19 protein-coding genes, 1 other RNA gene and 1 pseudogene are annotated in these 25640 nt (G+C 72.8%); 8 read left to right on the forward strand and 13 right to left on the reverse strand.

Annotation, left to right across the window (positions count from 1 at the left end; genetic code table 11):
* Nucleotides 1-20: 20 nt before the first annotated feature.
* The 11 genes and pseudogenes from REH65_RS10335 to cobC form a co-directional block, all read right to left on the reverse strand.
* On the reverse strand, nucleotides 21-1034 hold the full coding sequence (locus tag REH65_RS10335; protein WP_281458837.1) for a C40 family peptidase: 1014 nt from the start codon (nucleotides 1032-1034) through the stop codon (nucleotides 21-23).
* A gap of 2 nt (nucleotides 1035-1036) precedes the next feature.
* On the reverse strand, nucleotides 1037-1624 hold the full coding sequence (locus REH65_RS10340; RefSeq protein ID WP_406692256.1) for a hypothetical protein: 588 nt from the start codon (nucleotides 1622-1624) through the stop codon (nucleotides 1037-1039).
* Nucleotides 1624-3585 carry a hypothetical protein gene (locus REH65_RS10345; protein WP_281458839.1) on the reverse strand — a complete coding sequence of 654 codons (1962 nt, stop codon included), beginning with the start codon at nucleotides 3583-3585 and terminating at the stop codon, nucleotides 1624-1626. The genes REH65_RS10340 and REH65_RS10345 overlap by 1 nt, the downstream gene beginning before the upstream one ends.
* Nucleotides 3582-6473 carry an ATP-binding protein gene (locus REH65_RS10350; protein ID WP_406693140.1) on the reverse strand — a complete coding sequence of 964 codons (2892 nt, stop codon included), beginning with the start codon at nucleotides 6471-6473 and terminating at the stop codon, nucleotides 3582-3584. The genes REH65_RS10345 and REH65_RS10350 overlap by 4 nt, the downstream gene beginning before the upstream one ends.
* 75 nt (nucleotides 6474-6548) lie before the next feature.
* Nucleotides 6549-7018 (reverse strand): annotated as a pseudogene (locus REH65_RS10355) (hypothetical protein); the annotation flags it as partial.
* Nucleotides 7019-7024: 6 nt separating this feature from the next.
* Nucleotides 7025-7315, reverse strand: coding sequence for a hypothetical protein (locus tag REH65_RS10360; protein ID WP_281458841.1), 291 nt, complete (start codon nucleotides 7313-7315; stop codon nucleotides 7025-7027).
* A gap of 808 nt (nucleotides 7316-8123) precedes the next feature.
* Nucleotides 8124-8516: RNase P RNA component class A (rnpB, locus tag REH65_RS10365), an RNA gene on the reverse strand.
* Between the two features lie 52 nt (nucleotides 8517-8568).
* On the reverse strand, nucleotides 8569-9699 hold the full coding sequence (locus REH65_RS10370) for a bifunctional RNase H/acid phosphatase (protein WP_406692257.1): 1131 nt from the start codon (nucleotides 9697-9699) through the stop codon (nucleotides 8569-8571).
* A complete protein-coding gene (locus REH65_RS10375; protein ID WP_281458843.1) occupies nucleotides 9696-10421 on the reverse strand; it encodes a zinc ribbon domain-containing protein in 726 nt (241 codons plus the stop codon). Before REH65_RS10375 ends, REH65_RS10370 begins: the two co-directional genes overlap by 4 nt.
* Nucleotides 10418-11293, reverse strand: coding sequence for a Nif3-like dinuclear metal center hexameric protein (locus REH65_RS10380; protein WP_406692258.1), 876 nt, complete (start codon nucleotides 11291-11293; stop codon nucleotides 10418-10420). Before REH65_RS10380 ends, REH65_RS10375 begins: the two co-directional genes overlap by 4 nt.
* Nucleotides 11274-12320, reverse strand: coding sequence for an Rv2231c family pyridoxal phosphate-dependent protein CobC (gene cobC / locus REH65_RS10385; protein ID WP_406692259.1), 1047 nt, complete (start codon nucleotides 12318-12320; stop codon nucleotides 11274-11276). The genes REH65_RS10380 and cobC overlap by 20 nt, the downstream gene beginning before the upstream one ends.
* Nucleotides 12321-12627: 307 nt before the next feature.
* Between cobC and REH65_RS10390 the strand changes: the two genes are divergently transcribed.
* From REH65_RS10390 to REH65_RS10400, 3 genes are read left to right on the forward strand one after another with little or no spacing between them, the layout of a single operon-like run.
* The gene (locus REH65_RS10390; protein WP_406692260.1) at nucleotides 12628-13038 is read left to right on the forward strand and encodes a low molecular weight protein-tyrosine-phosphatase; all 411 of its coding nucleotides are present in this window, start codon (nucleotides 12628-12630) and stop codon (nucleotides 13036-13038) included.
* Nucleotides 13017-13901, forward strand: a complete 885-nt coding sequence (locus REH65_RS10395) for a fructosamine kinase family protein (protein WP_406692261.1) — start codon at nucleotides 13017-13019, stop codon at nucleotides 13899-13901. Before REH65_RS10390 ends, REH65_RS10395 begins: the two co-directional genes overlap by 22 nt.
* Before the next feature lie 47 nt (nucleotides 13902-13948).
* A complete protein-coding gene (locus REH65_RS10400) occupies nucleotides 13949-15022 on the forward strand; it encodes an SURF1 family cytochrome oxidase biogenesis protein (protein WP_406692262.1) in 1074 nt (357 codons plus the stop codon).
* A 188-nt stretch (nucleotides 15023-15210) separates the two neighbouring features.
* On the opposite strand, the gene REH65_RS10405 is transcribed toward REH65_RS10400, so the two are convergent.
* Nucleotides 15211-16146, reverse strand: coding sequence for a cobalamin biosynthesis protein (locus tag REH65_RS10405; protein ID WP_406693141.1), 936 nt, complete (start codon nucleotides 16144-16146; stop codon nucleotides 15211-15213).
* A gap of 139 nt (nucleotides 16147-16285) precedes the next feature.
* Here REH65_RS10405 and REH65_RS10410 point away from each other — a divergent pair, with 139 nt between their 5' ends.
* From REH65_RS10410 to REH65_RS10425, 4 genes are read left to right on the forward strand one after another with little or no spacing between them, the layout of a single operon-like run.
* On the forward strand, nucleotides 16286-17932 hold the full coding sequence (locus tag REH65_RS10410) for a TIGR02677 family protein (RefSeq protein WP_406692263.1): 1647 nt from the start codon (nucleotides 16286-16288) through the stop codon (nucleotides 17930-17932).
* Nucleotides 17929-19128, forward strand: a complete 1200-nt coding sequence (locus REH65_RS10415; protein ID WP_406692265.1) for a TIGR02678 family protein — start codon at nucleotides 17929-17931, stop codon at nucleotides 19126-19128. The genes REH65_RS10410 and REH65_RS10415 overlap by 4 nt, the downstream gene beginning before the upstream one ends.
* Nucleotides 19125-23243 (forward strand): TIGR02680 family protein, encoded by a 4119-nt coding sequence (locus REH65_RS10420; RefSeq protein ID WP_406692266.1) that lies wholly within the window; start codon nucleotides 19125-19127, stop codon nucleotides 23241-23243. The genes REH65_RS10415 and REH65_RS10420 overlap by 4 nt, the downstream gene beginning before the upstream one ends.
* 29 nt (nucleotides 23244-23272) lie before the next feature.
* Complete coding sequence (locus REH65_RS10425) at nucleotides 23273-24493, forward strand: DUF2399 domain-containing protein (protein ID WP_406692267.1); 1221 nt, start codon at nucleotides 23273-23275, stop codon at nucleotides 24491-24493.
* 2 nt (nucleotides 24494-24495) lie between these two features.
* Here REH65_RS10425 and REH65_RS10430 read toward each other — a convergent pair whose 3' ends face one another.
* A complete protein-coding gene (locus REH65_RS10430; protein WP_406692268.1) occupies nucleotides 24496-24981 on the reverse strand; it encodes an N-acetyltransferase family protein in 486 nt (161 codons plus the stop codon).
* Nucleotides 24982-25064: 83 nt separating this feature from the next.
* Between REH65_RS10430 and REH65_RS10435 the strand changes: the two genes are divergently transcribed.
* Nucleotides 25065-25616 (forward strand): VOC family protein, encoded by a 552-nt coding sequence (locus REH65_RS10435; RefSeq protein ID WP_281458854.1) that lies wholly within the window; start codon nucleotides 25065-25067, stop codon nucleotides 25614-25616.
* Nucleotides 25617-25640 lie beyond the last annotated feature (24 nt).

A 25640-nucleotide genomic window follows, 5' to 3' on the forward strand; every position in this document is an offset into this window, starting at 1 on the left:
GGGTCTCACGCCATTGTGACCTACCGCGCGCCACCCGCGGCGGGTATCGCGCCCGGCGGCGCGGGCGTGTCCGCCGCGGGCCGCACGACCGTCGGCAGCAGTTGCCCGCCGTCCCACAGCTTCGTGACCTCGACTGATTCACCCGGCTGTGGAGCGTGCAGGAGCTGATCGTCGCCCAAGTAGAGCCCGACGTGGTGAATTCCGTGCGGATCCCGGCCGTATCCCCAGAACACGAGATCACCCGGTTGGGCCTGCGCCAGCGGCACGTGGACGCCGCCCTGGAAGTACTGGGTCTGCGAGTACTTCGGGATCTCGACCCCGGCCGCCTTCCACGCCTGCTGGGTCAGACCCGAGCAGTCGAACGTGTCGGGACCGGCCGCGCCCCACACGTAGGGCTTGCCGAGCTGGGCCTTCGCGAACGACAGCGCCTGGCCCGCCAGCACGCTGGAACCGGGCAGGTCGTCGCAGTCGGTGATGCCGGGGACGTTGCCCTCGACGCTGACCAGGTGCGCGGCCATCGGCTCCCAGCGGTGGTAGCGCAGCGGGAACGCCGAGCGCTCCACGCGCTGCGCGGCGGTGCCGGGCCGCAGCTCCTCCCAGCCGGGCACGGCCAGCAGCACGTCGTAGAACTTGTTGATCTGGTAGTCGACGTCGGTGACCTGCGCGACCGTGCCCCAGCCCATCGAGGGCCGCATCTGGAAGATGCCGAGCGAGTCGCGGTCGCCGTGGGTCAGGTTCGCCAGGTTCGACTCGGTCTTGCCCGCCTGGATGGCGATCTGCCAGGCGCGCGGCGGGAGCCCGCGCTGCTTGCCGACGTCGATGATGCGCTTGGCCAGGCCGACCGACTCCGGGTTGAGCGAGCCCGCGTCGCTCTCGCCGCGCCCGGCGCCGTCACCCCACGGTCCGAGGTTCGCGCTGCAGTTGGACCAGCCCTGGTTGCCGCCGCTGCTGCTGATCAGCATCGTCAGCACGCCGAGACCGATCATTCCTGCGAAACCCGCGAGCACGATGAGGGCGACCACGAGCTTGCGCATCGTCAACCTTCCTTGTCGTACTGAGCCACCCGCCACCCGGCCGGGGTCCGGTTCACGGTCACGTTGAGCACGCCGATGTCGGTGGGCAGGCGCACGACCATCGAGCCCTCGGTGGAGGTCACCGCGGCCGGAGCGCCGGTGATCACGTTGCCCGCGTTCACCGGGTCCACGGTGGACAGCTCGGTGAGGAACTCGTCGGTGGTCAGCGGGCGGAGGCCGTTGAGCCACTGCTGCCGGTCGGCGCCGACCGGGTGGTTCACCCAGGCCTCGCCCCACTTCTCGACGATCGCGACGCCCGCCGGGTCCGGCGCGGTCGGCGTCGGACCGCCCTGCGGGACGGAGATCGTCGGCGGCTTGGCGGTCGTGGGCACCACGGCGGACTTCTGCGGCGGCAGCGTGTACGACGTGGTGCGACCGCCACCGGCGGCCTCGTTGCGGCTCGGCGGCGGCTCGGGGAGCAGGAGGCCGACGACCGTCGCCGCCGCACCCACCACGACCAGAGAGATCGCCAGGTGCTTGGGCGAGCGCAGCGGCCAGCCCCAGAACCTGCGGTACACCGCGGCTCGCCCGCGGTGCGTCCGGATCGGCATCAGCTCCCCCTCATCTGGTCGCCATCGGCCACCTCGAGCCCCCTGGAGGGCCGGTAGATCACGTGCACCGGACGTCCCTGCACGACCTCGCGCTCGGCGAGGCGCGGCGAGTCGGTCCCGGACGGCTGCTCCGACACCCGCTCCACCGTCGCGCGCGACGGGATCAACACCGGATCTTCGTCGGTCCCGTCCCACTTGGCATCCGCCACCGGGTTGGTATCGACCACCCGACTGGACGCCCGCGCCTCCGCGACGCCCTGCATCCCGCCCGGCCGGCGCGGTCCGGCTCCGCCGGACGGCAGCGCGCCCGCGGTCGTCCCGCCGGACGGCCCACCGGTCGGCAGCGCGCCCTGCGCCGCGTCGTCGTCGCGGTCGAGCCGCTGCGCGACCGCGGGCAGCAGCGCCTCCGGGCGCTTCCTGCCCGGTCGATCCCCGCCGTAGGCGGCGTCCGGGTCGTTCTCGCGGACCTGGTCCCAGAACTGCTCGCCGGTCGGGCTCTCGCCGCGACGCCCGAAGCGCGCGAAGATCCCGCCGGGCGAGCGCGGCACCGCGCGGCCGACCGTGCCCACCGACAGCTCGACCATCTGCGTGAGCCGCCGGACCGGCTTGGCGACGAGCAGGAACACGATGGTGATCAGCGCTGCCAGCAGGATCTGGGTGAGCGCCGAGAACCCGCGCGTCGGGTCGAAGATCCAGGTCAGGATCAGCGTGTGCAGACCGGCCAGCGCCGAGACCATGACGACGTTGAGCACCGCCGCCCCGGCGACGCGGCCGATCAGCCGCAGGATCTGGTGGTAGACCAGCGCGACCAGGCCGATCAGCGGCCCGGCCAGGATCAGCACTCTCAGCAGCACCTGGGCGAGCAGGATCGTCGCCTTGGCCAGCAGCTGGAACGAGGCGTAGGCCAGCGACTGGACGCTGGCCAGCACACCCGCGCCGACGCGGCTGCCGTCGATGCCCTGGAAGTAGCCGTAGGAGCTGCCCATCTTGCCGGCGACGTCCTCGAACGCCTGCTTCTTGGGCTCCGGCGAACCGGCGTCGGCCCCGGCGTTGACCTCCTGCTTCGTCCACGCCTGAGCGCGCAGCAGCTCCCGGCCCAACTGCTGGGCCTGCGGGGTGTCGGGCGAGCCGAACTCGCCGCGCAGCCAGTTGCGGTAGACGACCTGGTCGTGCAGCAGCGTCGGCAGCGCGTTGGCCTCGTCCACCCCGACCTCGTGCAGGAAACCGGCCTGCACGGCAGAGGTCCCGGTGATCACGATCTCGTCGAGCGCGTGCGTGTAGACCAGCGGCGTCAGGTAGGTCGCCGAGGCGAACCACAGGCCCGCCAGCGCCCACATGCCGCGCTTGCCGATGCTGGCGAGGTCGCCCTGCCAGATGTAGCGGAACAGCACGACCGCCAGCACCAGCGCGACCAGCCCGAACCAGGGCGCGAACACGCTGTCGTAGAGCGCGACCGTGCCGGTGGCGATCACCTCGTCCAGCGGGTCCATCAGGTCGCCGTTGAGCAGCGCGTAGTGCAGCCCGTTGGTGGCGCCCACCAGGTTCTTGGCGAGGTTGAACAGCTCGTTGCCGACCCAGGTGTCGACCAGCGCGTCCGGGTTGGTGACGCCCTGCGGGCCGCAGCCGAGGTCGTAGGTGTGCCAGATCAGACCGGCGTAGCCGACCTCGTCGTAGGCGCTGCCCGGGTTGCCCGCGCCCATCGGCGCCGGGTCCAGCGCGCCGACCATTCCCGAGCCGGGGCGCTCCGGGTTCGGCGCCTCCTTGCAGTCCAGGCTCTGGCCCCACGCCGGGACCGCCATCAGGGACTGCAGCGCCAGCAGGCCCGCGACCAGCAGGTACGCCTTGCGGCGTCGCGGTGTGAGGACCTCAGCCGACCGCGTCCGGCGATTGACCACGAGCGTGCCGATCACCGCCGCCAGCGCAGCGGCGATCAGCACGACGCCCAAGACCGCCCCGCTCACCGCGCGTCGTCCCCACCCCGCTCGCCCGGCCGGCGGGTCGAGCTCTCGGTGCCGTCATCGAAACCGATGCCGACGCTTTCGAGTTCGAGCTCGTCGAACGCTTCGAATTCGTCCCCGTAGTCGTCCTCAGCCGGGTTCAGCGCCGAGGCGCTGGAGTCGGAGTTGACGCCGTCGCCGCCGACCGAGGGCGCCAGGGCGCGCGGTTCGGCGTCGGGTTCGGACGCCGGGGTGGTGTCGAGCGCGTCGCGCAGGTGCTCCAGGTGCGGGCCGGAGAAGTCGATGCGGATCTTCTCCACGCCGCCCGCCCCGTCGCCGAAGATGAACTGGCGCGGCGAGCGGTCCCGCTGGGTGGCGTTGCGGGCCGGGCCCGGGCGCCGTCCCAGCGCCGCGACGACCTGCTCGTAGCCGGCGTCGACCGGCACCTTGAGCAGCCGCAGCGCGTCGGCCTGGGCCTGCTCGTCGTCGAGGCGGCCGATGAACACCGAGTCCAGCAGCGACACGAAGCCCTGGATGCGCAGGAAGTCCGCCGGGATCTGGCTGGACAGCAGCACTCGCACGTTCCACTTCCGCGAGTCGCGCGCGAAGCGGTTCATCAGCACGCGACCGGTCGGGACCTCGGAGAGGAAGAACGCCTCGTCGATCCAGACGCCCTTGCGCTCGCCCTTGGGCCGCTCGTAGATGGAGCGCTGGGTCAGCCACGCGGCGAGGTTGAGCATCTCCACGCCGAGCGCTTCGGCGTCGGTCCAGTGCTCGCGGCCGACGCCGTCCTTGGGCAGCGTCAGCCCGGCCATCGTCAGGACCGTGAGCCGGTCGTCGCGGGTCTCGGAGTACGGGTCGGCGTCGTTCTCCGGGATGAGCAGCGCCATCCGCTCGCGGATCTCGTCGAGGAAGTCGGCGACGACCACCGCGTGCTCGTGGTGCTCGCTGGCGTCGCGCCGCAGCGCCTCGAAGACCATGCCGGGGTGCGCGTCGACCCGGCCGCCGACGGCGCGGACCGCGCGCAGCAGCACGATCCGGGTCTGCGGCAGCTTCGCGACCTCGTAGGGCAGCAGGCCGGTGAGCACGTCGAGCACCAGGCGTCGCCGGGTGGCGGCGGCCAGCGCGCGCTCGCGCCGCCAGCCGCGCTCGGGGTCCTCCTCGTCGACGAAGTGCTCCAGCTCCGGTTCGGCCACCACCCGGTACGGGTTGAGGATGCCGGGCTGGGCGTTGAGGAGGTTGATGTTGCGGGCGTAGGGCTTGATCTCCGGCAGGTTGCACAGCTCGGCGAGCGGCCCCGACGGGTCCAGCAGCGTCCAGTGCGCCCCGGCCCGCAGCGTCTTGTAGACGGTGCCGCCGCCGAGGAAGGACTTGCCACCACCGAGACCGGCGACCATCGCCGTCAGACCCGAGGCGTCGCGGACCTCCTGCGCCATCCACGGGTCCCAGGCGACGGGACGCCGGGTGGCGGTGCAGGTCTCGCCGAGCAGGATGCCGCGCCGGTCACCGACCTCCGCGGTGGCCTGCGGGACCGCCGAGGCGGCCCACACGACCGAGCCGCGCCGCAGGTAGGCGGTGTTGGCGAGCGGTTCGCCGGGGATGAACTCCCGCGCCATCGCGTACTGCGCCTCGGGGTGCTCGATGGCGACCTTCGGCTTGTACAGGTCGAGGATCTGCTGGGCGAGCTTGAGCGCGTCGCGCTCGGTCGGCCCGGACACCGCCATCCGCCACCAGGACTTGACCCGGGTGGCCAGGGCGGTGAAGCCGGAGGTCATCTCGTCGTCGATCTCCAGCACCCGGCCCGCCTGGCGGGCCAGCGAGGTCGGCGGCTCCAGGCCGTGCTCCTCGGTGTAGTGCCTGACCTGAGAGCGGACCTTGTTCATCTGCCGCTGCAGCTCGCCGCCGACGTCCTCGGGCCTGCGGACGTAGATCCGCGCCGACCACTCCACCGGGGCGGGCAGCCGGTCGGAGTGCTGCATCCACGGGTCGTCGATCTCGGGGATCTGCAGGCCGTGGGTCTGGCCGACGGTGAGCACCGCGACGTGCCGGGTGACGCCGGCGTTGGAGCCGGTGCGGCCGCGCACCGTCACCGTCGGCGAGTACGGGTCCTGGTGCATGTCGGAGGCGTCGGTGAACGACGCGAGGTCCTCGGGCTCCCACGGCGCACCCGGCACGGCGGGCAGGTTGCGGGGTGCGGGCAGGCCCAGCGAGCAGGACCGGTGCATCAGCCAGGAGATCTCCTCGGCCGTGACGGGTCGCCCGTCCAGGCCCGCGGAGCCGATCACCTGGTCCAGGTGCTCGATCTCGCTGTCGAGCGCGATGAGCTCGGCGTCGACGGCTTCGGGGAAGACCTTCTGCAGCAGCGGCGCGGCGCGCTCCACGGCCCGGTCGACGACGTTGCGGGTCTGGACCTGGACGCCCAGGTAGACCTCCTTCTCCGCCATCGATCGGCCCATCAGCTGCTGCTGCTCGCCGACCATGTAGTCGTCGAAGCTCAGCGCGCCGTCGGCGTCCGGCAGCGGGTTGCGCGCGTTGTGCACGTGCGCCTCGGCCCACATCCGGATCGGGTAGGGCCGGTTGGTCACCCGCAGGTGCAGCCAGCGGCCCTGGAGTTCCGCGTACTGGCCCGCGATGGCGGCGACGAGGTCCTGGCGCTGCGAGTCGGAGCGGAAGGACCAGCGCTGCGGTGAGAGCCGGTACCAGGCGAAGACGTCCTGGCCGGTGCGCAGCAGGTGACCGTCGATGGTGCGCGCGGCGATCGACGGCGTGTAGGTCGGGATGGACTGCTCGTCACCCAGGCCCCGCGCCCGTTTGCGCGGCTTGCCGCTGCCCTTGGCGCCGCGGACCTTGCCGCTGGAGCCGCGGGGTACCTGCTGCGGCTGCTGCTCACCGCCTCGACGGCGACCGAACACCGCGAACCTCCTTGCTACGGGTGCGCCTGCTTCCGACCTGCTGGGTGGACCGGGCGGTGCGCGGCTGCTGCTGCGCCTGCCGGCCCTGCTGCCTCCGGGTCTGCGACTGCCGCTGGGTCTGTCGCTGGGACCGCTGGGGTTGTCCCTGCCGCGGCTGTCCGCGGCGGGAGCGCTTGTTCTTGGGCATGGGACGGCCCCGGCGCACGCGGACGCGGGCGGCGCTGGCCGCTCCGCCGGTGGCCTGCGATTTCTCGCGGGGTGCGGTCAGCTCGCGCGCCCACATCTGCATGACGGCCGAGCGGGCGCTCGTGCCCGATCTTCCCGCAGATCAGCCGGGTCAGCGCCACGGTGATCACCACGGCCCACGCCGTGGAGAAGAAGCCGAACCCGATGTTGACCTGCCGCTCGATGAACAGGATCAGCAGGAACAGCGCCGTGCCGACGCCCCACGCCACGTAGCGCGCGCGCCACGGGAAGGTCGCCTTCGGGGGGCCGAGCCAGACGGCGTCGACCCGGTACACCTCGTCATCGGTGCGTATCCGCACTGGGCATCACCCGCTGGTGCTGAAGAGCTGTGCGATGAAGGTGCCGATGTCGATGCCCGCGTTGGTGACCGCGATGCCGACGATGGCCAGGGCGACGAGGACACCGCCGAGACGGCGCATCACACCCGCGTTGTCGCCCTTGCCGCCGCCGAGCCACAGCAGCAGGATCGCCACGGTCAGCAGCAGCAGCGGTAGCAGGTTGTTCAGGATCCAACCGCGAATGCCTTCGGTGCCCAGTTGAGTCTGCTGGGCGAGTACGTCCAGGTGCGCCAGTGTTTCCAGCGGCATGGCGGTCATCTCTTTACCCCTGAGTACGCGGAGTGTCGGCGGGCCGGTACCTCAACGCGTGGCGGTGATCCGCGACGCGCAGATACGAGTAGAACATGACATGGTCACCAGAAGTAGTGGTTGCGAGCTCGGGTGTGGCGGGTTACAGCGGGACGACACCACGGCCATCACGCGGCGAATAGGCCATTCGAGCAAGCCACCACCGGCTGGTCATCGCGGAATCGGCGCTCAGGAGGCCGGTTTCGAGCCTGGATCTCGTGGCTGTTCACCCGCTTGCGAGCCCCTTCGTAACGCACCGTGAACATCGCGGTGGTCCAGTGGATTTCCGCACATCGCGCCAGGAAGCACCCGACTGGATCACTCGACGTGATCGCCGAACCCGAAAGAACGAGGTGATCTTGGCGCGCACGAATCAGGGTAACGCCCCCAACACGAACAGTTCCCCCCAGGGCATGCATACCGACACCTAGCCCGAAAAGCCGAAAACCACTGAGACAAACGGACGAACCAAAGAACCCCCACGAGGCAACCGGCCCCCCGTCAGGCAACCGGCGAAGCCGGTTTCTCAGTACCCCACCTGAGGCGCTTGCACCGCCGCGGGTTCTGACACGTCTTCTGGGGAGGACAGCCGACACGCCGTGTATTGGCATACATCAGTCTCGGATCCCGGAGCCAGAAGGCGTGTCAGGTTCCGCTTCTGGCACCGCCAAGCACAGGGACCACAGAGTAGTTGTCAGTACAACGAAACCAACCGCGGAACAGGCACCCAGAACCCCGAAAGACGCCGAGGACCAGGAAAAACCCAATAAGGGAGAAGCGGAAGAGTCGGTCTGTAAGCCGGATTCTGTTCCCGGGGGTCTCACGACCAAACCCGTTCAGTGACCATCTATCTAGGCCCGCCGTCGCCGACGAGCTCGTGCGGCCTACCCGCGAACCTCGGGCGAGCAACCCTCAACCGTCCGCGCGGGCGCCGAGGCGCCCATCTTGGCCTTGCTCCGGGTGGGGTTTACCGAGCCACCTCGGTCACCCGAGGTGCTGGTGGTCTCTTACACCACCGTTTCACCCTTACCCGGCGCGTGCGCCGGGCGGTCTGCTTTCTGTGGCACTGTCCCGCGGGTCGCCCCGGGTTGCCGTTGGCAACCACCCTGCTCTGTGGAGTCCGGACTTTCCTCGACGGGTCGTCGCCCGCCGCGGTCACTCGACCGGCTCTTCCGCTCCGCCGATTTTACCGCTGGCCGGTTCGGCGCTCCGGCCAGGCCTGTTCAGGCCCAGTGGGAGATGTCGTTGACGAGCCGGACCGAGGCGTTGTCGTCGGGGTAGAACTCGACGATGGACAGCGAGGCGAGGTCGAGGTGCAGCCGGTAGAAGACCTCTGGTCCGACGCCCAGGCCCGTGCGCAGCAGGGACTTGATGGGCGTGACGTGGCTGACGACGATGATCGTCTGCCCGGCGTAGCGCTCCAAGAGGTCGTCGCGGGCGGCGGTGACGCGCTGGTGGACGGCGGCGAGGCTCTCGCCGCCGGGTGGCACGACGGTGGGGTCGCCGATCCACTTCCGGTGCAGGTCCGGGTACTTGTCGGCGGCTTCGAGGAAGGTGAGGCCCTCCCACTCGCCGAAGTCGGTTTCGAGCAGGCCGTCGTGGAATTCGAGCTCGCCGCCGGTGGCGTCGGCGACGGCCTGGGCGCTCTGCCGGGTGCGGGTGAGCGGCGAGGCGATGATGGGCGCCGCGCCGTCGGGGGTGACGACGCCGTCCATCGCGGCGAGGCGCTTGGCGGCGGCGTGGACCTGGCGCTGCCCGAGCTCGGTGAGTTCGACGTCGCCGCGGCCGGAGTAGCGCTTGTCGACCGACATGGGGGTCTGCCCGTGGCGGAGCAGCAGCATCTTGACCGGGGCGCCCCGGAGGTTCTGCCAGCCGGAGGGGCGGGTCCGCGCCGAGGCGCTCTCGGCCTCGCTGACCTGCCCCGATTCGGCCGCCGCGGTGCCCGGCTCGACGGTGTTGCCGTCCATCGCGTCGTTGGCGAGCTTGTCGGCGGCGGCGTTGTCGGCGCGCGGGATCCACTCGTAGTCGACGTGCTGGAAGTCGGCGGCGAGTTCGCGGGCGACGGCGTTGAGCGGCTGGAGGTTCGCGTGCTTGACCTTCCAGCGCCCGGCCATCTGCTCGATGACGAGCTTGGAGTCCATCCGCACGGAGACCTCGGTGGCGCCGAGCTCGGCGGCGGCGCGCAGCCCGGCGATCAGGCCCTGGTACTCGGCGACGTTGTTGGTGGTCTCGCCGAGGCCGATGGCGCGTTCGGCGAGGACCTCGCGGGTGTCGGCGTCGAGCACGACGGCGCCGGAACCGGCCGGTCCGGGGTTGCCGCGCGATCCGCCGTCGGCTTCGACGATGACCTTCACTTGCTCTCCCGCACCATGATCGCTCCGCACTCCTCGCAGCGGACCACGTCGTCGGGGGCGGCTTCGCGGACCTCGTTGAGGGCGTGCCGGTCGAGCTCGATGCGGCACGCGCCGCAGCGGGCGCCCTGCAGCAGGCCGACGCCGACGCCGCGCTGGCCGCGCACCCGCTCGTAGAGGGCGATGAGGTCGTCGGGCAGCGCCTTGGCGATGATGTCGCGTTCCTGCTGGCGACGGGCTTCGGCGGTGTCGAGCTCGGCGAGCGCTTCGTCGCGGCGCTCCTGGATGCCGGCGAGCTGCTGCTCGGCCTCGGTGACGGCCTCGGCGGACTTGGTCACGTTGGTCTCGAGCGCTTCGCGCTGCTCCATGACCTCCAGCTGCTCGTCCTCCAGGACGGCCTGGCGGCGGGCGAGGGTCTGCAGCTCGTGCTCCAGCTCCTCCTGCTGCTTGGCGGGCCCACCTGCGGCCATCAGGTCGCGGTCGCGGGCTTCGCGCTTGCGGACGTTGTCGACCTCGTTCTCCAGCCGCTTGACCTCGCGGTCGAGGTCGTTGAACGCGGTCTGGGCGACCACCAGCTCGTCGCGCTTGGTCTGCACCTCGCGTTCGGCGGCACCGATCTGCTCGAGTTCCGGCAACGTGCGCCTGCGGTGCACGACGCGGTTGAGCTCCGCGTCGGCCTCCGCGAGATCGAGCAGCCGTCGTTGAACGGCGGGGTCGGCTTTCACGCGAGCGCCCTCCCTGGGTCTGGGTTCGCACCGGCGTGCACGGTCCACGGGTCGGTGCGTCGGGTGGAAACGAGGACTTCGACTGTATCGGGCAGGGCGGCGGACACGAGGTCCGCGGCCTGCTGGCACCAGGGCCACTCGCTGGCCCAGTGCGCGACGTCGACGAGCGCGGGCACGGAGGTGCCGGGCACGTCGGCCTGGGCGAGGTGCTCGCCGGCCGGGTGGTGGCGCAGGTCGGCGGTGACGTAGGCGTCGACGCCGGCTTCGGCGGCGGCGGTCAGGAACGAGTCGCCGGCACCGCCGCAGACGGCGACGCGGCGGATCTCGCGGTCGGGGTCGCCCGCGCCGCGCACGCCCCACGCGGTGGTGGGCAGGCCGTCGGCGACGCGGCGGACGAAGTCGCGGAACGGCTCGGGCCGCGGCAGCTCGCCGATGCGGCCGAGGCCGGTGTCGGCGTCGGCCGCGACGGGCATCAGCGGCCGGGTCCGGGTCAGGCCGAGCGCCCCGGCCAGGGCGTCGGACACGCCGGGGTTGGCCTTGTCGGCGTTGGTGTGGGCGCAGTAGAGGCCGATGCCGGCGCGGATCAGCCGGTGCACGACGCGTCCCTTGTGGTCGTCGGCGGGCACGCCGTGGACGCCGCGCAGCAGCAGCGGGTGGTGCGAGACGAGCAGCTGGGCGCCGAAGTCGACGGCCTCGTCCACGGTGGCTTCGAGGGGATCGACGCAGAACAGCACGCGCTGCACGACCGCGTCGGGATCGCCGCAGACCAGGCCGACAGCGTCCCAGTCCTCGGCGAGCCCGGTGGGGTACGCCTTCTCCAGCGCGCCGATCACGTCCCGAATCCGCACCGTTTCACCCACGTTCCACGACATCCTGAAAAGCCTTGACCAACAACGAGTTCTGCTCCGGGTCCCGGACGGCGACGCGGAGGTGGTCGGTGTCCAGGCCGGGGAAGGTGTCGCCTCGGCGCACCGCGATCCCGCGTTCCCGCAGCGCTTCTCGCACCCGCTGCCCGTCGGGCACCCGCAGCAGCAGGAACGGCGCCTCGGCCGCGCCCACCACCTCGACCCCCGGCACTCCGGCGAGGCCGTCGAGCAGTCCGGTGCGGTTCTCGGTGAATTCCGCTGCGGCGCCTTCGGATTCGGCGATCGCGCGGGGTTCGCAGCAGGCGCGCACGGCGGTGAGCACCAGCGAGTTGACGGGCCAGTGGGGCCGGGCGCGGCCCAGTTCGGCGAGCACCTGCGGGCTGCCGAGCGCGTAGCCGGCGCGCAGCCCGGGCAGGCCCCACATCTTGGTGAGGCTGCGCAGCACGAGCAGTCCGGGATCGGCGAGGTGCGCGACGGATTCGCGTTCGCCGGGGACGGCGTCGATGAACGCCTCGTCGACGACCACGATCCGGCCGGGCCGCAGCAGCCTGCGGATCTCCTCGGCCGGGTGCAGCACCGAGGTCGGGTTCGTCGGGTTGCCGAGCACGACCAGGTCGGCCGCCTCGGGCACCTGCTCGGCGCGCAGCCGGTAGCCGTCGGCGGCGTCGAGCACGACGCGCTCGACGGGGACGCCCGCGGTGCGCAGGGCGAGGTCGGGTTCGGTGAACGACGGGTGGATCAGCGCGGCGAGCGCCGGGCGCAGCGCGGGCAGCAGGGCGAAGCCCTCCGCGGCCCCGGCCAGCACCATCACCTCGTCGGGGTGCCTGCCGTGCCGGTCGGCGACGGCGCGGCGGGCGGTCTCGTCGGCCTCGGCCGACGGGTAGGAGCCGAGGTCGTCGAGGGCCTCGGCGAGCCGGGCGCGCAGCCACCGCGGCGGCCGGTCGAGCCGCACGTTGACCGCGAAGTCGGCGAGCCCGCGCGCCGCGTCCACGTCGCCGTGGTGGCGCAACAGCTCCCGATCGTCCCCGCTCATCGTGGGCAGTCTAAGAGCTGTTGAGTAATGCGGCGGAGCCGCATCCTCGTTCACCACCCTGGCAGCTCGCACCGCCGCAGGTTCTGATCGGCTTCGTGGCGAGTACGCCGGGACGCCGTGTATCGGCATACATCAGGAGCGGCGCACGGAGTCCACGGAGCCGATCAGGTTCTGCTACCCGCACCGCCACGCAAAGCAACTCCTCGACAATCCCTGAACGTCCACGTCGGAGTGCTTCAGGTGGTCCGTACCCTCGGGAGGCGTGCATGTCTCCTTCATCTGTACGGGCAACATCTGCCGGTCGCCGATGGCGGCGTTGATCTTCGCCGACGAGCTGCGGCGGGCGGGGCTGGACTCGCGGGTCGAGGTCTCCAGCGCCGGGACCGGGCCGTGGCACGTCGGCGAACCCGCTGACCCGCGCACCGAGAAGGTGCTGGCCGCCCACGACTACCCGACCGAGCACGTCGCGGCGCAGATCGACGAGCACCACCTGGGCGCGGACCTGCTGGTCGCGATGGACGAGGGGCACCTGCGCGCGGTGCGGCGGCTGGTCGACGACCCGGAGAAGGTGCGGCTGCTGCGGTCGTTCGACCCGGACGCCGACGGCACCGAGGTGCCCGACCCCTACTACGGCGGCCCGAACGGGTTCGACGACGTGCTGGCGATGGTCGAGGCCGCGATGCCGGAGCTGATGGCGTGGGTGCGGGAACGGCTGTGATCGCCGCGGAGGTCGCCCGGATCACCGGGCGCGAGGTCGCCGAGGTCCGCCGGCTCTCCGGCGGGGACACCGCGGCCGCGTTCGCCGTGCGGCTCGACGACGGGACCGAGGTGTTCGCCAAGTCCGCTTCGCCGTCGATGCCGGGCGCGGCGGCCGCCGAGGCTGCGTCGCTGCGCTGGCTCGCCGAGCCGGGCGCGGTGCCGGTGCCGGAGGTGCTCGGCGAGGGCGATGACGTCCTGGTCACCGAGCACGTCGCGGCCGCGTCGCCGACGGCGCGGGCGGCCGAGGAGCTCGGACGCGGCCTGGCTCGGCTGCACGACGCCGGGGCTCCGGCGTTCGGCAGCGCCCCTCCGGGCGGGCCCGCCGACGCGTGGATCGGGCTGGCGCCGATGCGCGACGAGCCCGAGCCGGACTGGCCGACGTTCTACGCCCGGCACCGCGTGCGGCCCTACGTCCGGCGCGCGGTCGATTCCGGCGCGCTGGAGGCGGGGTCGGCGCGGGTGCTGGACCGGGTGTGCGAGGCGTTGCCGGAGCTGGCCGGGCCCGCCGAGCCGCCGTCCCGGCTGCACGGCGACCTGTGGAGCGGCAACGTGCACTGGGGCCGCGACCGGGCGTGGCTGATCGACCCGGCCGCGCACGGCGGTCACCGCGAGACCGACCTGGCGATGCTGCACCTGTTCGGGTGCCCGCACCTGGAGCGGATCGTCGCGGCCTACCAGGAGGTGCACCCGCTGGCGGACGGGTGGCGGGAGCGGATCGCGCTGCACCAGCTGTTCCCGCTGCTGGTGCACTCGGTGCTGTTCGGCGGCGGTTACGGCGCGCAGGCCGCCCGGGCCGCCGGGCAGGCGTTGAGGTCACACTGAGACGGGGTCTCAGCCACCGCGCCGGTCGCGCGGCCTACCGTGGGGGTGTGCGTCTCAAGTTCTTGCTGCGGCCCGGGTGGCTGGGTGCGATCGCGCTGGTCGTGGTGTTCGCGGGGTTGTGCTTCACGACGCTCGCGCCGTGGCAGTTCGGGCGCAGCGAGGAGGCCGAGATCCGCAACAAGGCCATCGCCGAGTCCTTCCACGCCGCCCCGAAGCCGATCGACGAGGTGCTGCCCGCCGGGCGCACGCCCGACGTCACCACCGAGTGGTCGCAGGTGCTGCTGACCGGCGAGTACCTGCACACGTCGGAGACGCTGGCCTGGCAGCGCACCGTGCTCGGCGAGCCCGCGTTCGAGGTGATCACCCCGTTCCGGCTGGACGACGGGACGACGGTGCTGGTCGACCGGGGTTTCGTGCGGCCGGTCGACGGCACGCGCGCACCCGACTTCGCGGCCGCGCCGTCGGGCCGGGTGACGCTCACGGCCCGGATCCGCGCCGACGAGACCGACAGCAAGCAGCGGCCGCTGTTCGACCACGACGGGCACCGGTGGGCCTACGCCGTCAACTCCGGCACGATCTCCGAGGGCACCGGGCTCGCGCTGCGCCCGGGTTACGCCGCCCTCTCCGACGGCCAGCCGGGCGTCCTCGGCGCCCTGCCGCTGCCGCGCCTGGAGTCGGGCCCGTACTTCTCCTACGCCCTGCAGTGGATCGCCTTCGGCATCATGGCGATCATCACCATCGGCTACCTGATCTACACGGAGCTCCGCCCGGACTCGGTCCCGGCCTGGCGCCGTCAGGACTCCGACGAGCCGGAGCCCGGCACGCCGGAGCCCGACTCAGCGCACGCGAACTCCGAGGAAGCACGCCCGGACTCCGAAGCAGCACGCCCGAACTCCGAGACAGCACGCCCGGACTCCGAGACAGGGCGCCCGGACTCCGAGGCAGCGCACGCGAACACGTCGAGCTCCCAGGGCTCCGCCCCGAGCCCGGCCACCCCCCGCTATGCGAGCTCCCGGAAGTCCGCCCCCAAGCGCCGCCGCAAGCTCTCCGTCGCCGAAGCCGTCGCCGAGGAAGAGCGCCGCGAAGCCGAATCCCTCGAGCGCAACTCCCGGGAGTCCTGACCCCGCCGCACCGAGGCCTGGGCAGTGGACAGTTTTAGCCATAACTGTCCAGACATTTCGGACATTGATCACGGGCAATTATGGCTAAAACTGTCCACAGGTAACGACGCTCCCCCGAGCGAGGGACCGACGCCCCGGGACGGACGGCTCCCGTACAGACGGCTGCGGGACGGGCGGCTGCGGGTTCGTCAGCGGTGGCGGAGGAGGGCGGTGGCGGCCGCTGCGGCGCCGGTGACCGTGCCGATGAGGCGGGAGAGCTCGACGCTGCGGGTGACGTCACCGGCGTCGGCGGTGCGGCCCTCGCCCATGATCGGGCGCTGCTCGGTGACGTGGCCGTAGACGGTGCGGCCGCCGAGGCGGATCTCCAGGGCTCCCGCGAACGCCGCTTCGACCTGGCCCGCGTTGGGGCTCGGGTGCGCGGAGGCGTCACGCCGCCAGGTGCGCCAGGCGCCGCCGCCGGACCCGCCGACGACGGGGGCGCAGACCGCGGTCAGCGCGGCCGCGAAGCGCGAGGGCACGAGGTTGAGCAGGTCGTCCAGCCGTGCCGAGGCCCAGCCGAACTCGCGGTAGCGGGGCGAGCGGTGCCCCACCATCGCGTCGAGCGTGTTGGCCGCGCGGTAGGCCGCGAGCCCGGGGATGCCCGCCACCGCGCCCCACACCAGCGGGGCCACCACGGCATCGGAGGTGTTCTCGGCGATCGACTCGACGGTCGCGCGCGCCAGGCCCTGCCCATCGAGGACGGCGGCGTCGCGGCCGCAGAGGTGGCCGAGGCGCTCGCGGGCGCCGTCGATCTCCCCGGCGTCGAGCAGCCGCGCCATCGCGGTGCCCTCGTCGGCCAGCGACGTGCCGCCGAGCACCGCCCAGGTGACCACGCCGGTAGCGGCCGCCTCCAGCACCGGGCTGCGGCGGACCGAGCGCTGCAGCAGCTCCCCGAGCACGGCGGTACCGCCGACGAGGACCCCGGTGTAGACGACCCCGGTGGGGCGCCGGTCCTGGTAGAGCGCCTTCTCCAGCTTCTGGGCGACGCGCCCGAACAGCGCGACCGGGTGCCCGCGCCGGGGGTCGCCCAGCGCCGCGTCCGCCGCCACGCCGAGCAGCAGACCGACCGCTCGTCCCGCGCTCACCCGCACCTCCACCACCGCTGAGAAGACGATCTCGAACACCTCGAAAGCAGCACCGCACGCTACCCCGACGGCGGCTGTGACCGATCACGGCATCCCAGGTGACCGGCTGTGCTCGGGCGACGGGATATCGTGGCGGACCGTGACGGCCCCTGATCACGAAGCCGATGTGCTGCGCGCCGGTGTCGCGGGAAACGCGACCGGCGTGCCGCCCGCTGCTGCCGAGACGACGCCGGACGAGGCGCAGCGGCTGCAGCTGTTCGCCTACTTGCAGGCCCAGGAGCACCGCACCTACCTGGCGATCATGCGGTTGTTCACCTCGACGCTGCTGGCGGACCTGTCGGCCGGCGAGGTCGCCGCTGCCCTGGCCGCGGCCGAGCGCGAGGGCAGGGTCGCCCCCGGTGAGTCCGATGTGGACACGGTGATCGACCGGCTCAAGCAGCTGGTCAAGTGGGGCAACCTGGTCGTCGGTCGGCGCGAGACGATCGCCTCCAGCATCGCCGAGTTCCAGCACGGCAGCGTCCGCTACCAGGTCAGCAAGCTCGCCGTGCGCGTGCAGCGCGACGTCGACGCGCTGCTGCGGGTGCCGGAGGGCGCCCGCGAGGTCTCCCGCGAGCTGCTGCCCGCCATCGACCGCGGTCTGGCCGGCATCGGCAAGGCCCTGTCCGAGGCGCTGGCCGCCGAGCGCCACGACCCGCGCGGCAAAACCGCCCGCCAGGCGCGGGAACGGCTGGCCGAGCAGGTCACGACGGTGTTCCTGCAGCACGCCGAGCTGGCCGCCACGGTCCGCGACTTCTACGCCTACCTGGGCCAGGTCGTCACCCGCCACCAGCTCGCGCCGGACGAGATCTCGGGTTTCCGGAACCTGCTGGTCGAGTACATCCAGATGGTCGTCGAGGACGTGCTGCGGCACACCGAGACGATCGCCGGTTCGCTGGCCGGTCTGACCGGGGCGCGCGGTGAGCTGCTGCGGCTGCTGGGCCCGGCCGACCAGCTGGGCACCGACGTCGAGCGGGCGCGCGGCCGCACCCAGGCCGACTGGCAGGAGCTGACCGACTGGTTCGTCGACGCCCCCGGCCGCCCCAGCCAGGTCGCGGCGCTGCGCGAGGCCACCGCGCGCGCCATCGGATCGCTGCTGGCCAGCGTCAAGCGCGCCACCTCCGGCGGCGGTCTGGTGCCCGGCAGGCGCGGCGAGCTGCTGAAGCTGGCGAAGTGGTTCGACCGCGCCGACGAGCGCACCTCGCACCGGCTCTACGCGGCGGCGTTCGGCCTGCACTCGGCGCGGCACCTGCAGCCCGCGCCGGACTACGACTCCGACAACGACAAGGTGCCGTGGCGCGACGGACCGGTGCAGGACGTGACGGTCAGCGTCCGCAGCCGCGGCGATCGCGGCGCGCGCGGCCGCACGTCGCGGGTGCTCGACGACCCGATGACCGAGGAGACCCTGCTGCAGCAGGCCCGCCAGGCCGATCAGCGGCGCAGCGCCGCGGTCGCCGAGCTCGCCGAGGCGGGCGCCGACGTCGGGCGGCGCACGCTGTCGCCGGACGCGCTGGGCGTGCTGTGCGAGCTGCTGACGCTGGCGATGGCGCAGCGCGACGGCTCCGACGACGAGGGCACGGCGCTGGACCCGGTGCACCGGCTGCGCGTGACGATCCGCCCGGAATCCGGGCAGGAGACCAGGATTCGCAGCGCGGCCGGTGAGCTGACGCTGCGCGACACCGTCCTGGAACTGGTCGGGGACGGCGGTTTACCCGACTCCGAGGCACCGCTGCGAGGAGCCGCCCGATGATCTCGACGTTCGACGAGCTCCCCGACATCGACGCGGCGAACGTGGTGCGCTGCGCCCGGGTTCTGCTGCGCAGGCCGCTGCTGCGCGCCGACGGGCCGGACGGCGACCTGCTGCCGATGATCTACCGCCAGCGCGCCGCGCTGCAGGACGTCTTCGCGGGGCTGCTGGGGTACCGGCTGGTGGTGGAGCGCCGCTTCGCGCGGCTGTACAAGTCCGGTCCGGGCGAGGACGCGGGGCGCGGCGTGGAATCGCTGAGCCCGCGCGGTTACGCCTACTTCGCGCTGACCCTGGCCGCGCTGACCGGGATCGGACGCCAGGTCCTGCTGTCGCGGCTGGTCAGCGACGTGCGCGCGGCCGCCGCCGAGGCGGGGATCGAGATCGCCGACGACCCGGCGGACCGGCGCGCGCTGACCGCGGCGCTGCGGCACCTGGTCGCGCTGGGCGTGATCACCGAGACCGAGGGCTCGGTGACGGCCGAGTCCGCCGCCGAGGCGCTGATCACCATCGACACCGACATGCTGGGCCAGCTGGTGGCGGGCCCGCTGGCCGAGGCCGAGGACCCGCAGCAGCTGGTCAAGCTCGCCTCCGCCGCCGGTCCGCGCCGGATCGAGCACGCGGTGCGGCGCAAGCTGATCGAGGACCCGGTGGTGCTCTACGCGGACCTGCCGCCGGAGCAGGCGAGCTGGCTGCGCGAGCACGTCATCAACGAATCCCGTTTGCTGGAGCGGTTCTTCGGCCTCGTCGGCGAGGCCCGCGCCGAGGGCGTGGTGGTGTGCGACCCGGAGGACTACCTCACCGACCTCGCGTTCCCGGGCCCGGGAACGGTCGCGCGGATCGCGCTGCTGGCGCTGCCGGAACTGCTGGACAAGGCCGAACCCGATTCGGCAGGGCGGCATCCGGTGTCCTGGCAGGACTTCGCCGACGTCTGCCAGGAGCTGGTCGAGTCCTACCCGTCGGCGTGGTCGCGGGCTGCGACCGAGGACCACCAGGACCTGGTGCGCTCGGTCATCGACCTGCTGGGCAGGCTGGGCCTGCTCCGCGAGTCCGACGGGTCGTGGCTGCTCAGCCCGGCCGCGCACCGCTGGCTCCCGCAGCCCGACGCGACACCGGCGCAGCAGCAGCGCGAAGCGGAACCGCCGGCGCCCGAACCGCCGGGCCTGTCACTGTTCGACGAGATGGAAGAGGCAACGCGGTGAGCCCACACAGCACCGAAGCGGCCGTTGCGGAGTCCGCCCACCGGTGGCGCCTGCACCGCGGCGGGATCGTCAACATCTGGCAGTACGCCGAGACGACGTTCGACCTCGACGGCGGACGCGCGATCTTCCAGGGCACCAACGGTTCCGGCAAGTCCCGGACCCTGGAGCTGCTGCTGCCGCTGTGCCTCGACGGCGACCTGCGCCAGCTGGGGTCGAAGGGCTTCGACACGGTCAGCATCCGGCGGCTGATGCTCGACGAGTACCCGGGCGGGCCGAACCGCATCGGCTACGCCTGGATCGAGCTGCGCCGCGACACCCCGGAGGGCGGCGAGGAGTTCCTCACCTGCGGTCTCGGGGTGAAGGCGTCGAAGACCTCGCAGTCGATCAGCGACTCGTGGCGGTTCATCACGAGCCGCCGGGTGGGCATCAACCTGCACCTGGTGGGCGCCGACCGGGTTCCGCTGGGGGCGGCGCAGCTGCGCGAGCTGCTGGGCGCCGACTGCGTGCTCGACGACCAGTCGTTCCGCGCGAAGGTCGCGGCCTCGGTCTACGGCGTGCCTGCCGCGCGCTACGGCGACCTGCTGCACCTGCAGCGCACGCTGCGCAACCCCGACGTGGGCCTGAAGGTCCTGGAGGGGCAGCTGGAGCAGATCCTGTCCGACGCGCTGCCGCCGCTGGACGCGGGCCTGATCGAGCGGTTGGCGACCTCGTTCGACGACCTGGAGTCGATCCGCGAGAACATCGTCCGGCTCACCGGGGCGGACAAGGCGCTGACCGCGTTCCTGTCGACCTACTCCGGCTACGCGTTCGGCGCGCTGCGCGACCGCGCGGAGGCGATGCGCGCGGCGCAGCAGAAGCTGGCGGCGCTGCGCAAGGACCTGGCGAGGCTGGACGAGCAGTTCACCGGCAAGCGCGAGGAACGGGAGTCCGCGCAGCGCACCATCACCGAGCTGGAGCAGCGCGAGAGCGAGCTGGAGTCGAGCATCGACGCGCTGCGCTCGCACCCGGCCTACTCGGAGCTGCAGAACCTGCGCGACCGGGAGAAGCTGGTCGAGAGTTCCCGCGCCGCAGCGGTTTCCGCGCTCGACACGGCGACGCGGCACCGGGCGCAGGAGACCCGCTCGGCGGAGTCGGTGCTGGGCGTGCTGCGCAGGCTCGCCGGTGACGCCGAGGCCGCCGGGCAGGCCGCGACCCGCGCTGGTCAGCAGTTGAGCACCGCAGGTCTGGGCGGTGCGACCGTGCCGCAGCCGCCGCCGGTCCCGGCCGCCGAGCTGGTCGCCGAGACCGAGTCGGTGCGCACCTCGCCCGAGCCGGACGCCGAGCCGACCGAGGTGGAGCGCTACCAGCCGCCGCAGCTGGACGCCGACGCGCTGGCCGCCCAATTCCGCTCCGCGGTGGGCAGTTCCGCGCAGGCGGCGACCGAGGCGCGGGAGCGCGCGGCGCTGACCCTGGCGCTGCACCAGCAGGCCCGCGAGCTCGACTCCGAGCAGGCGCAGGTCGCCGAGATCCAGCGCAACGCCCGCCAGGCGCAGCTGACCTCCACCGAGGCCGCGGGTCGCCGCAACCAGGCGCAGCAGGAGCTCTCCGACGCCGCCGCGGTGTGGGTGGAGCTGGCGCGCAAGTGGGCCACCGAGTGGCCCGCCGCGACCGAGCAGGCCCCGCCGGAGCCGCCGACCGTCGAGGACCTGATCAACGACCGGGGTGCCAGCCGCACCTCCCGCGAGCAGGCCCGGCAGTGGGCGCGCCCGCAGCTGCACGAGGCGCGGCGCGCGGTGTCGGCGGTGGAGCAGGAGATCACCGAGCTGCGCGCGGAAACCCGCATGCGCGAAGGGGAACTCGCCGAACTGCGCGCGGGTCACGAGCGCCGCCCCGAGCTGCCGACGTGGGTGGAAGCCGAACGCGACCCGTCGCAGGGCCGCGCCTTCTACGAGCTGGTCGACTTCGCGCCGTCGCTGAGCGACGCCGACCGGGCGGGCCTGGAGGCGGCGCTGCAGTCCAGCGGGCTGCTCAACGCCTGGGTCACCGCCACCGGGCACGTGCCCGGCCTGACGGACCTGCTGGCCTCGCCCGCCGGCCCGGTCGACCCGACCACCGGCGGCACGCTGAACGCGCTGCTCACCCCGGCCGCCGTGGCGGACTCGCCGGTGCCGCCGGAGCGGGTCGCCGGGCTGCTGACCACGGTCTCGACCGGTGGCGGCACCGGGCTGTGCGTGTCCACCGACGGGTCCTGGAAGGCCGGGGCGCTCAGCGGTTCCTGGCACAAGGACGCCGCCGAGTACGTGGGCGCGGGCGCCCGCGAGGACGCCCGGGCGCGGCGGATCAGCGAGCTGGAGGACGAGCTCGCCCGGCTGCGCGAGTCGATCGGCGAGGCGGAGCGGCGGCAGGCCGAGGCCGGTGAGCACGCGTCGGCGCTGGAGCAGCACCTGGAGGTCTTCCCGGACGACGGGGACCTGCTGACCGCGCAGGCGAAGCTGGCGACGGCGATCGAGACGGCCGAGGACGCCGAGCGCCAGGTGGTGCAGCTGCGCGAGCAGCACCTGGAGGTCGAGCAGCGCTGGCAGGCCGCGCAGAGCGAGCTGGTCCGGGCCGCCGGTGAGGCGGGGCTGCCCGCAGAGACGCAGGCGCTCGACGCGGCGCACCGCGCGGCGGTGGACGCCCGCTCGGGCATCGACGCGCTGCGCGAGGCCGTCGAGTCGCGCTGCCTGCCGACGCTGGCGGAGCTGCGCGACATCTCGCTGCACCACGACGTCGCGGTGGCCGACCGGATGGAGGCCGAGGCGCAGGCCGAGCGCCGCTGCGCCGACTACGCCGAGCAGGCCGGTGGCCTGTCGGAGCTGACGTCGGCGGTGGGCGGTGCGGCGCAGGAGATCGCCGACAAGGTCAGCGGTTTCGAGCGCGAGCGCACCGAGCTGCGGGAGAAGCTGCCGCAGGAGCGGGAGCGCATCAGCACCCTGCGCGAGGCCGCCGCCCGGCTGGAGACTCAGCTGGAGAACAAGCAATCGCAGCTGGCCGGTCGCGAGCAGGACGCCGAGTCGGCGACGACCGCGTTCCGCCGGGCCCTGGAGATCCCGGGCCTGTGGGCGGCGGCCGAGGTCTCCGAGGAGCCACCGGGTGAGCTGGCGGAGGCCGCCGAGCTGCTGGTGGGTTCGGACCGCAAGGGCTCCACCGAGTCGACGGTGCTCAACCGGTTGCAGACGCTGCAGCACGCGCTGAGCGGCAACTACGACATCACCGCCGCCGACCAGCACGGCCTGCTCACGGTGACCGTCACCGGCGAGGAGGGGCCGCAGCCGGTCGCCGAGGCCGCGCGGCGGGTCTCCGAGCGGCTCGGCGAGCAGCGCGGGTACCTCAACGAGCGCTACCAGTCGATCTTCGCGGACTACCTGATCCGGGACCTGGCGGAGCGGCTGCGCGGGCAGATGACCATCGCCGAGGACCTGTGCAAGCGGATGAACGAGGTCCTCGACGGCGCCCGGTCCAGCCAGGGCGTGCACGTCCAGCTGGACTGGCAGCCGTCGGCGGCGCTGGGCGACGACATCAAGCAGGCGATCGACCTGGTGCGCACGCCCTTCGCGAACCGCAGCGAGGACCAGGACTCGCTGCTGCGGCGGGTGTTCACCGACCTCATCGAGTCCGAGCGGGACAGCGCATCGGGCGGGTACGCGGAGATCCTGGCGCGGGCGCTGGACTACCGGTCCTGGTTCGCGTTCACGGTGCGGGTGCGCGACACCGGCCCGGACGGCAAGCCTCGGGTGCGGCGGCTGCGGCAGCTGTCGTCGGGCGAGACGCGGCTGATCTCGTACGTGACGCTGTTCGCGGCCGCGGCGGCGTTCTACGACGCGGTGAGCGTGTCCTCGGACGGTCGCGGTCCGCTGCGGCTGGTGCTGCTGGACGAGGCGTTCGAGCGGCTCGACGATCCGACGATCGCGCGGATGCTGGGGCTGCTGGTGGACCTGGACATGGACTGGCTGATCACCTGGCCGAGCGGCTGGGGCGTCTCGCCGAAGATCCCGAAGATGCACATCTACGACGTGCTGCGACCGCGCAGCGGTCACGGAATCGCGACCACGCACACCACCTGGACGGGCACGGACCTGCAGCGTCCGGACGCCTGACCAGCAGTTCTCAATCGGAGGTATTCGCCGTGGCCGTCACGGACGAGATCCGGGAGGCCCTCGGCGTTCCGGAGTTGCGGGGCCTGTGGGAGGCGGCGCGCGAGGCGCTGTCGTCGTCGAAGCCGACGTTCCGGCTGGAGCTTCCCGACGACGCCACCCGCACCGCGGTGGGCGAGCTCTACGGGCGTCCGATGTGGGGCGAGGGCACCCGGATCAGCGTGTCCAAACTGGACGAAGCATTGCGGAACCGGTTCGGCGCCGGGCTCTCCCAGGTCGTCGAGGCGCTGAGCGGCGCGGTCGCCGAGGCCGAGCCGGTCGCCGAGGAGGCCGACGAGCTGCTGGAGGTGCTCGACGAGCACGGGCCGGCCGGTGCGTCGTGGGCGGCGCCGTGGTTGCGGTGGGTGCGGCAGTACGGGCGGGTCGGCGAGGCCGAGCTGACCGGCATCGTCCACGCCGCCGCGCGGGTGCTGGCGGCGATGTCGCTGTCCGAGCCGCCGCGCTCCTGGACTTCGCGCGCGTCGCTGGCCGGGCGGATCGGGTTCCCGCACTCGCTGGACGACGGGACGGCGCTGAGCCGCGTCGTGCTCAAGGCCGCGGCGCTGGCGCAGGGCGTCGAGGCCCCGGGCAACGAGCGCGACCGCCGCGCCCTGTGGGAGCGCTGCGGTGTTTCCCCGGACGGGGTGTCGGCGACGGTGCTGACCTGGGCGCTGCCGGTTCCCGGCGACGACGCGTGGTCGGCCGGGATCCGCGCCCGCACCGAGCTGGGACTGCCCGCGCACCTCACGCACCTGGACCTCGGTGCCGCCCCGGCGCGGCTGGTGCCGGAGGGCACGGCGATCGCGGTGTGCGAGCACCCGCGCGTGGTGGAGGCGGCGATCCGGGAAGCCCTGCACCACCCGGTGCTCTGCCTGTCCGGCCTGCCGTCGACGGCGGCCCGAGCTCTCCTGGAGCGCCTCTCCGCCGACGGCGCGGTGCTGCACGTGCACGCCGACTTCGACTGGCCCGGCATCGCCGCCGCCCTCACGGCCCAGCGCCACGAAGCGGTGCCCTGGCGCATGTCCGGCGCCGACTACCGCTCGGCGCTCGACCGGGCGTCGCAGGACCGCACGGACCTGCCCAACCTCATCGGCACCCCGATCCCCACGCCGTGGGATCCCCAGCTGGCCGACCTCATGACCACCGCGGCCCGGGCCGTCGAGGAGGAGCACGCCCTCCAGCCCCTCCTCGACGACCTGCGCCGCGGCCTCTGAGGTCAGAACCGCCGGTACATCACGTGGAGGCCGACGTAGCCCAGCGTCGGGTGGTGGAAGGCCTCCGGGAGGGTCGCGGCGATCTCCATGCCCAGGGACTCCCACAGCGCCACCGCGCGGGTGTTGGTCTCCACGACGGCGTTGAACTGCATCGCCCGGTAGCCGTCGGCCTGCGCCCGGTCGAGCACGTGCTTGCCCAGCTCGCGGCCGACGCCGCGTCCGCCGGCGTTCGGGTCGACCATGAAGCTCGCGGTCGCCACGTGCGCGCCCTGGGCTTCCCGGTTCGGTCCGGAGATCGCCGTGCCCAGCACCCGGTCGCCCTCCACGGCGACGACGGTCCGCCAGGGCGGGGCCGGGAACCAGCGCTGGCGCGCCCGCTGCTCGTCGAGGTCCCGGTCCCACGCGTAGGTCTCCCCCGCGGCCACGATCCGCCGCATGAACGGCCAGATCCCGTCCCAATCGGCCGCCTCGGCCTCCCTGATCTCCATGTCCCCAGTCTCCACGACGTCGGCGATCGCCCGCACCGGGTTTTCGGGCTGGCCGATTCGTCCTGTTCCGGTAGCTTCCCGGTATGCCGTTGGTGGTGGAGTTCGCCGCGCAGGACCCCGCGCGGCTGGCCCGGTGGTGGGCCGAGGTGCTGGGCTGGACCGTCGTGGACGAGACCGGGGTGCGCCCCGACGGCCCCGGGGTGCCGCTGCGCTTCCTCCTCGCCGACCGCGCCAAGACCGGCCAGAACGACGTGCACCTGGACCTGCGCAGCGAGTCGCACGACGAGCAGACCCGCGTCGTGGAGCGGCTGTTCAACCACGGCGCCCGGTTCGCCGACATCGGCCAGAGCACCGAAGTCCCGTGGGTGGTGATGGCCGACGTCGAGGGCAACGAGCTCTGCGCCCTCGAACCCCGCAAGGCCTACGCCTGCACCGGCCCCCTGGCCGCGGTCGTCGTCGGCACCACCGACCCCCGCGAGCAGGCCAGGGCCTGGGCCGAGGAGCTCGACTACGACATCGTCACCGAGCAGCCCGAGTTCGCCGCCCTCCGCCCGCCGTCGGGCGAAGGACCACACCTCGAATTCCTCCACGACGAGAACCCCCGCCCGGGAATGCTCCGCATCCTCCCGGGGTGACCGCGCCGAAGCGACGGGGACCGG

This window comes from Saccharopolyspora sp. ID03-671 (assembly GCF_045278815.1).
In the GTDB taxonomy this organism is placed as follows: domain Bacteria; phylum Actinomycetota; class Actinomycetes; order Mycobacteriales; family Pseudonocardiaceae; genus Saccharopolyspora; species Saccharopolyspora ipomoeae.

Bases quoted from the DNA above. Each gene is read 5' to 3' on its own strand.
- REH65_RS10335 (WP_281458837.1), bottom strand. From the start codon at position 1,034: ATGCGCAAGCTCGTGGTCGCCCTCATCGTGCTCGCGGGTTTCGCAGGA.
- REH65_RS10340 (WP_406692256.1), bottom strand. From the start codon at position 1,624: ATGCCGATCCGGACGCACCGCGGGCGAGCCGCGGTGTACCGCAGGTTC.
- REH65_RS10360 (WP_281458841.1), bottom strand. From the start codon at position 7,315: ATGACCGCCATGCCGCTGGAAACACTGGCGCACCTGGACGTACTCGCC.
- REH65_RS10380 (WP_406692258.1), bottom strand. From the start codon at position 11,293: ATGTCGTGGAACGTGGGTGAAACGGTGCGGATTCGGGACGTGATCGGC.
- cobC (WP_406692259.1), bottom strand. From the start codon at position 12,320: ATGAGCGGGGACGATCGGGAGCTGTTGCGCCACCACGGCGACGTGGAC.
- REH65_RS10390 (WP_406692260.1), top strand. From the start codon at position 12,628: ATGGCGGCGTTGATCTTCGCCGACGAGCTGCGGCGGGCGGGGCTGGAC.
- REH65_RS10415 (WP_406692265.1), top strand. From the start codon at position 17,929: ATGATCTCGACGTTCGACGAGCTCCCCGACATCGACGCGGCGAACGTG.
- REH65_RS10430 (WP_406692268.1), bottom strand. From the start codon at position 24,981: ATGGAGATCAGGGAGGCCGAGGCGGCCGATTGGGACGGGATCTGGCCG.
- REH65_RS10435 (WP_281458854.1), top strand. From the start codon at position 25,065: ATGCCGTTGGTGGTGGAGTTCGCCGCGCAGGACCCCGCGCGGCTGGCC.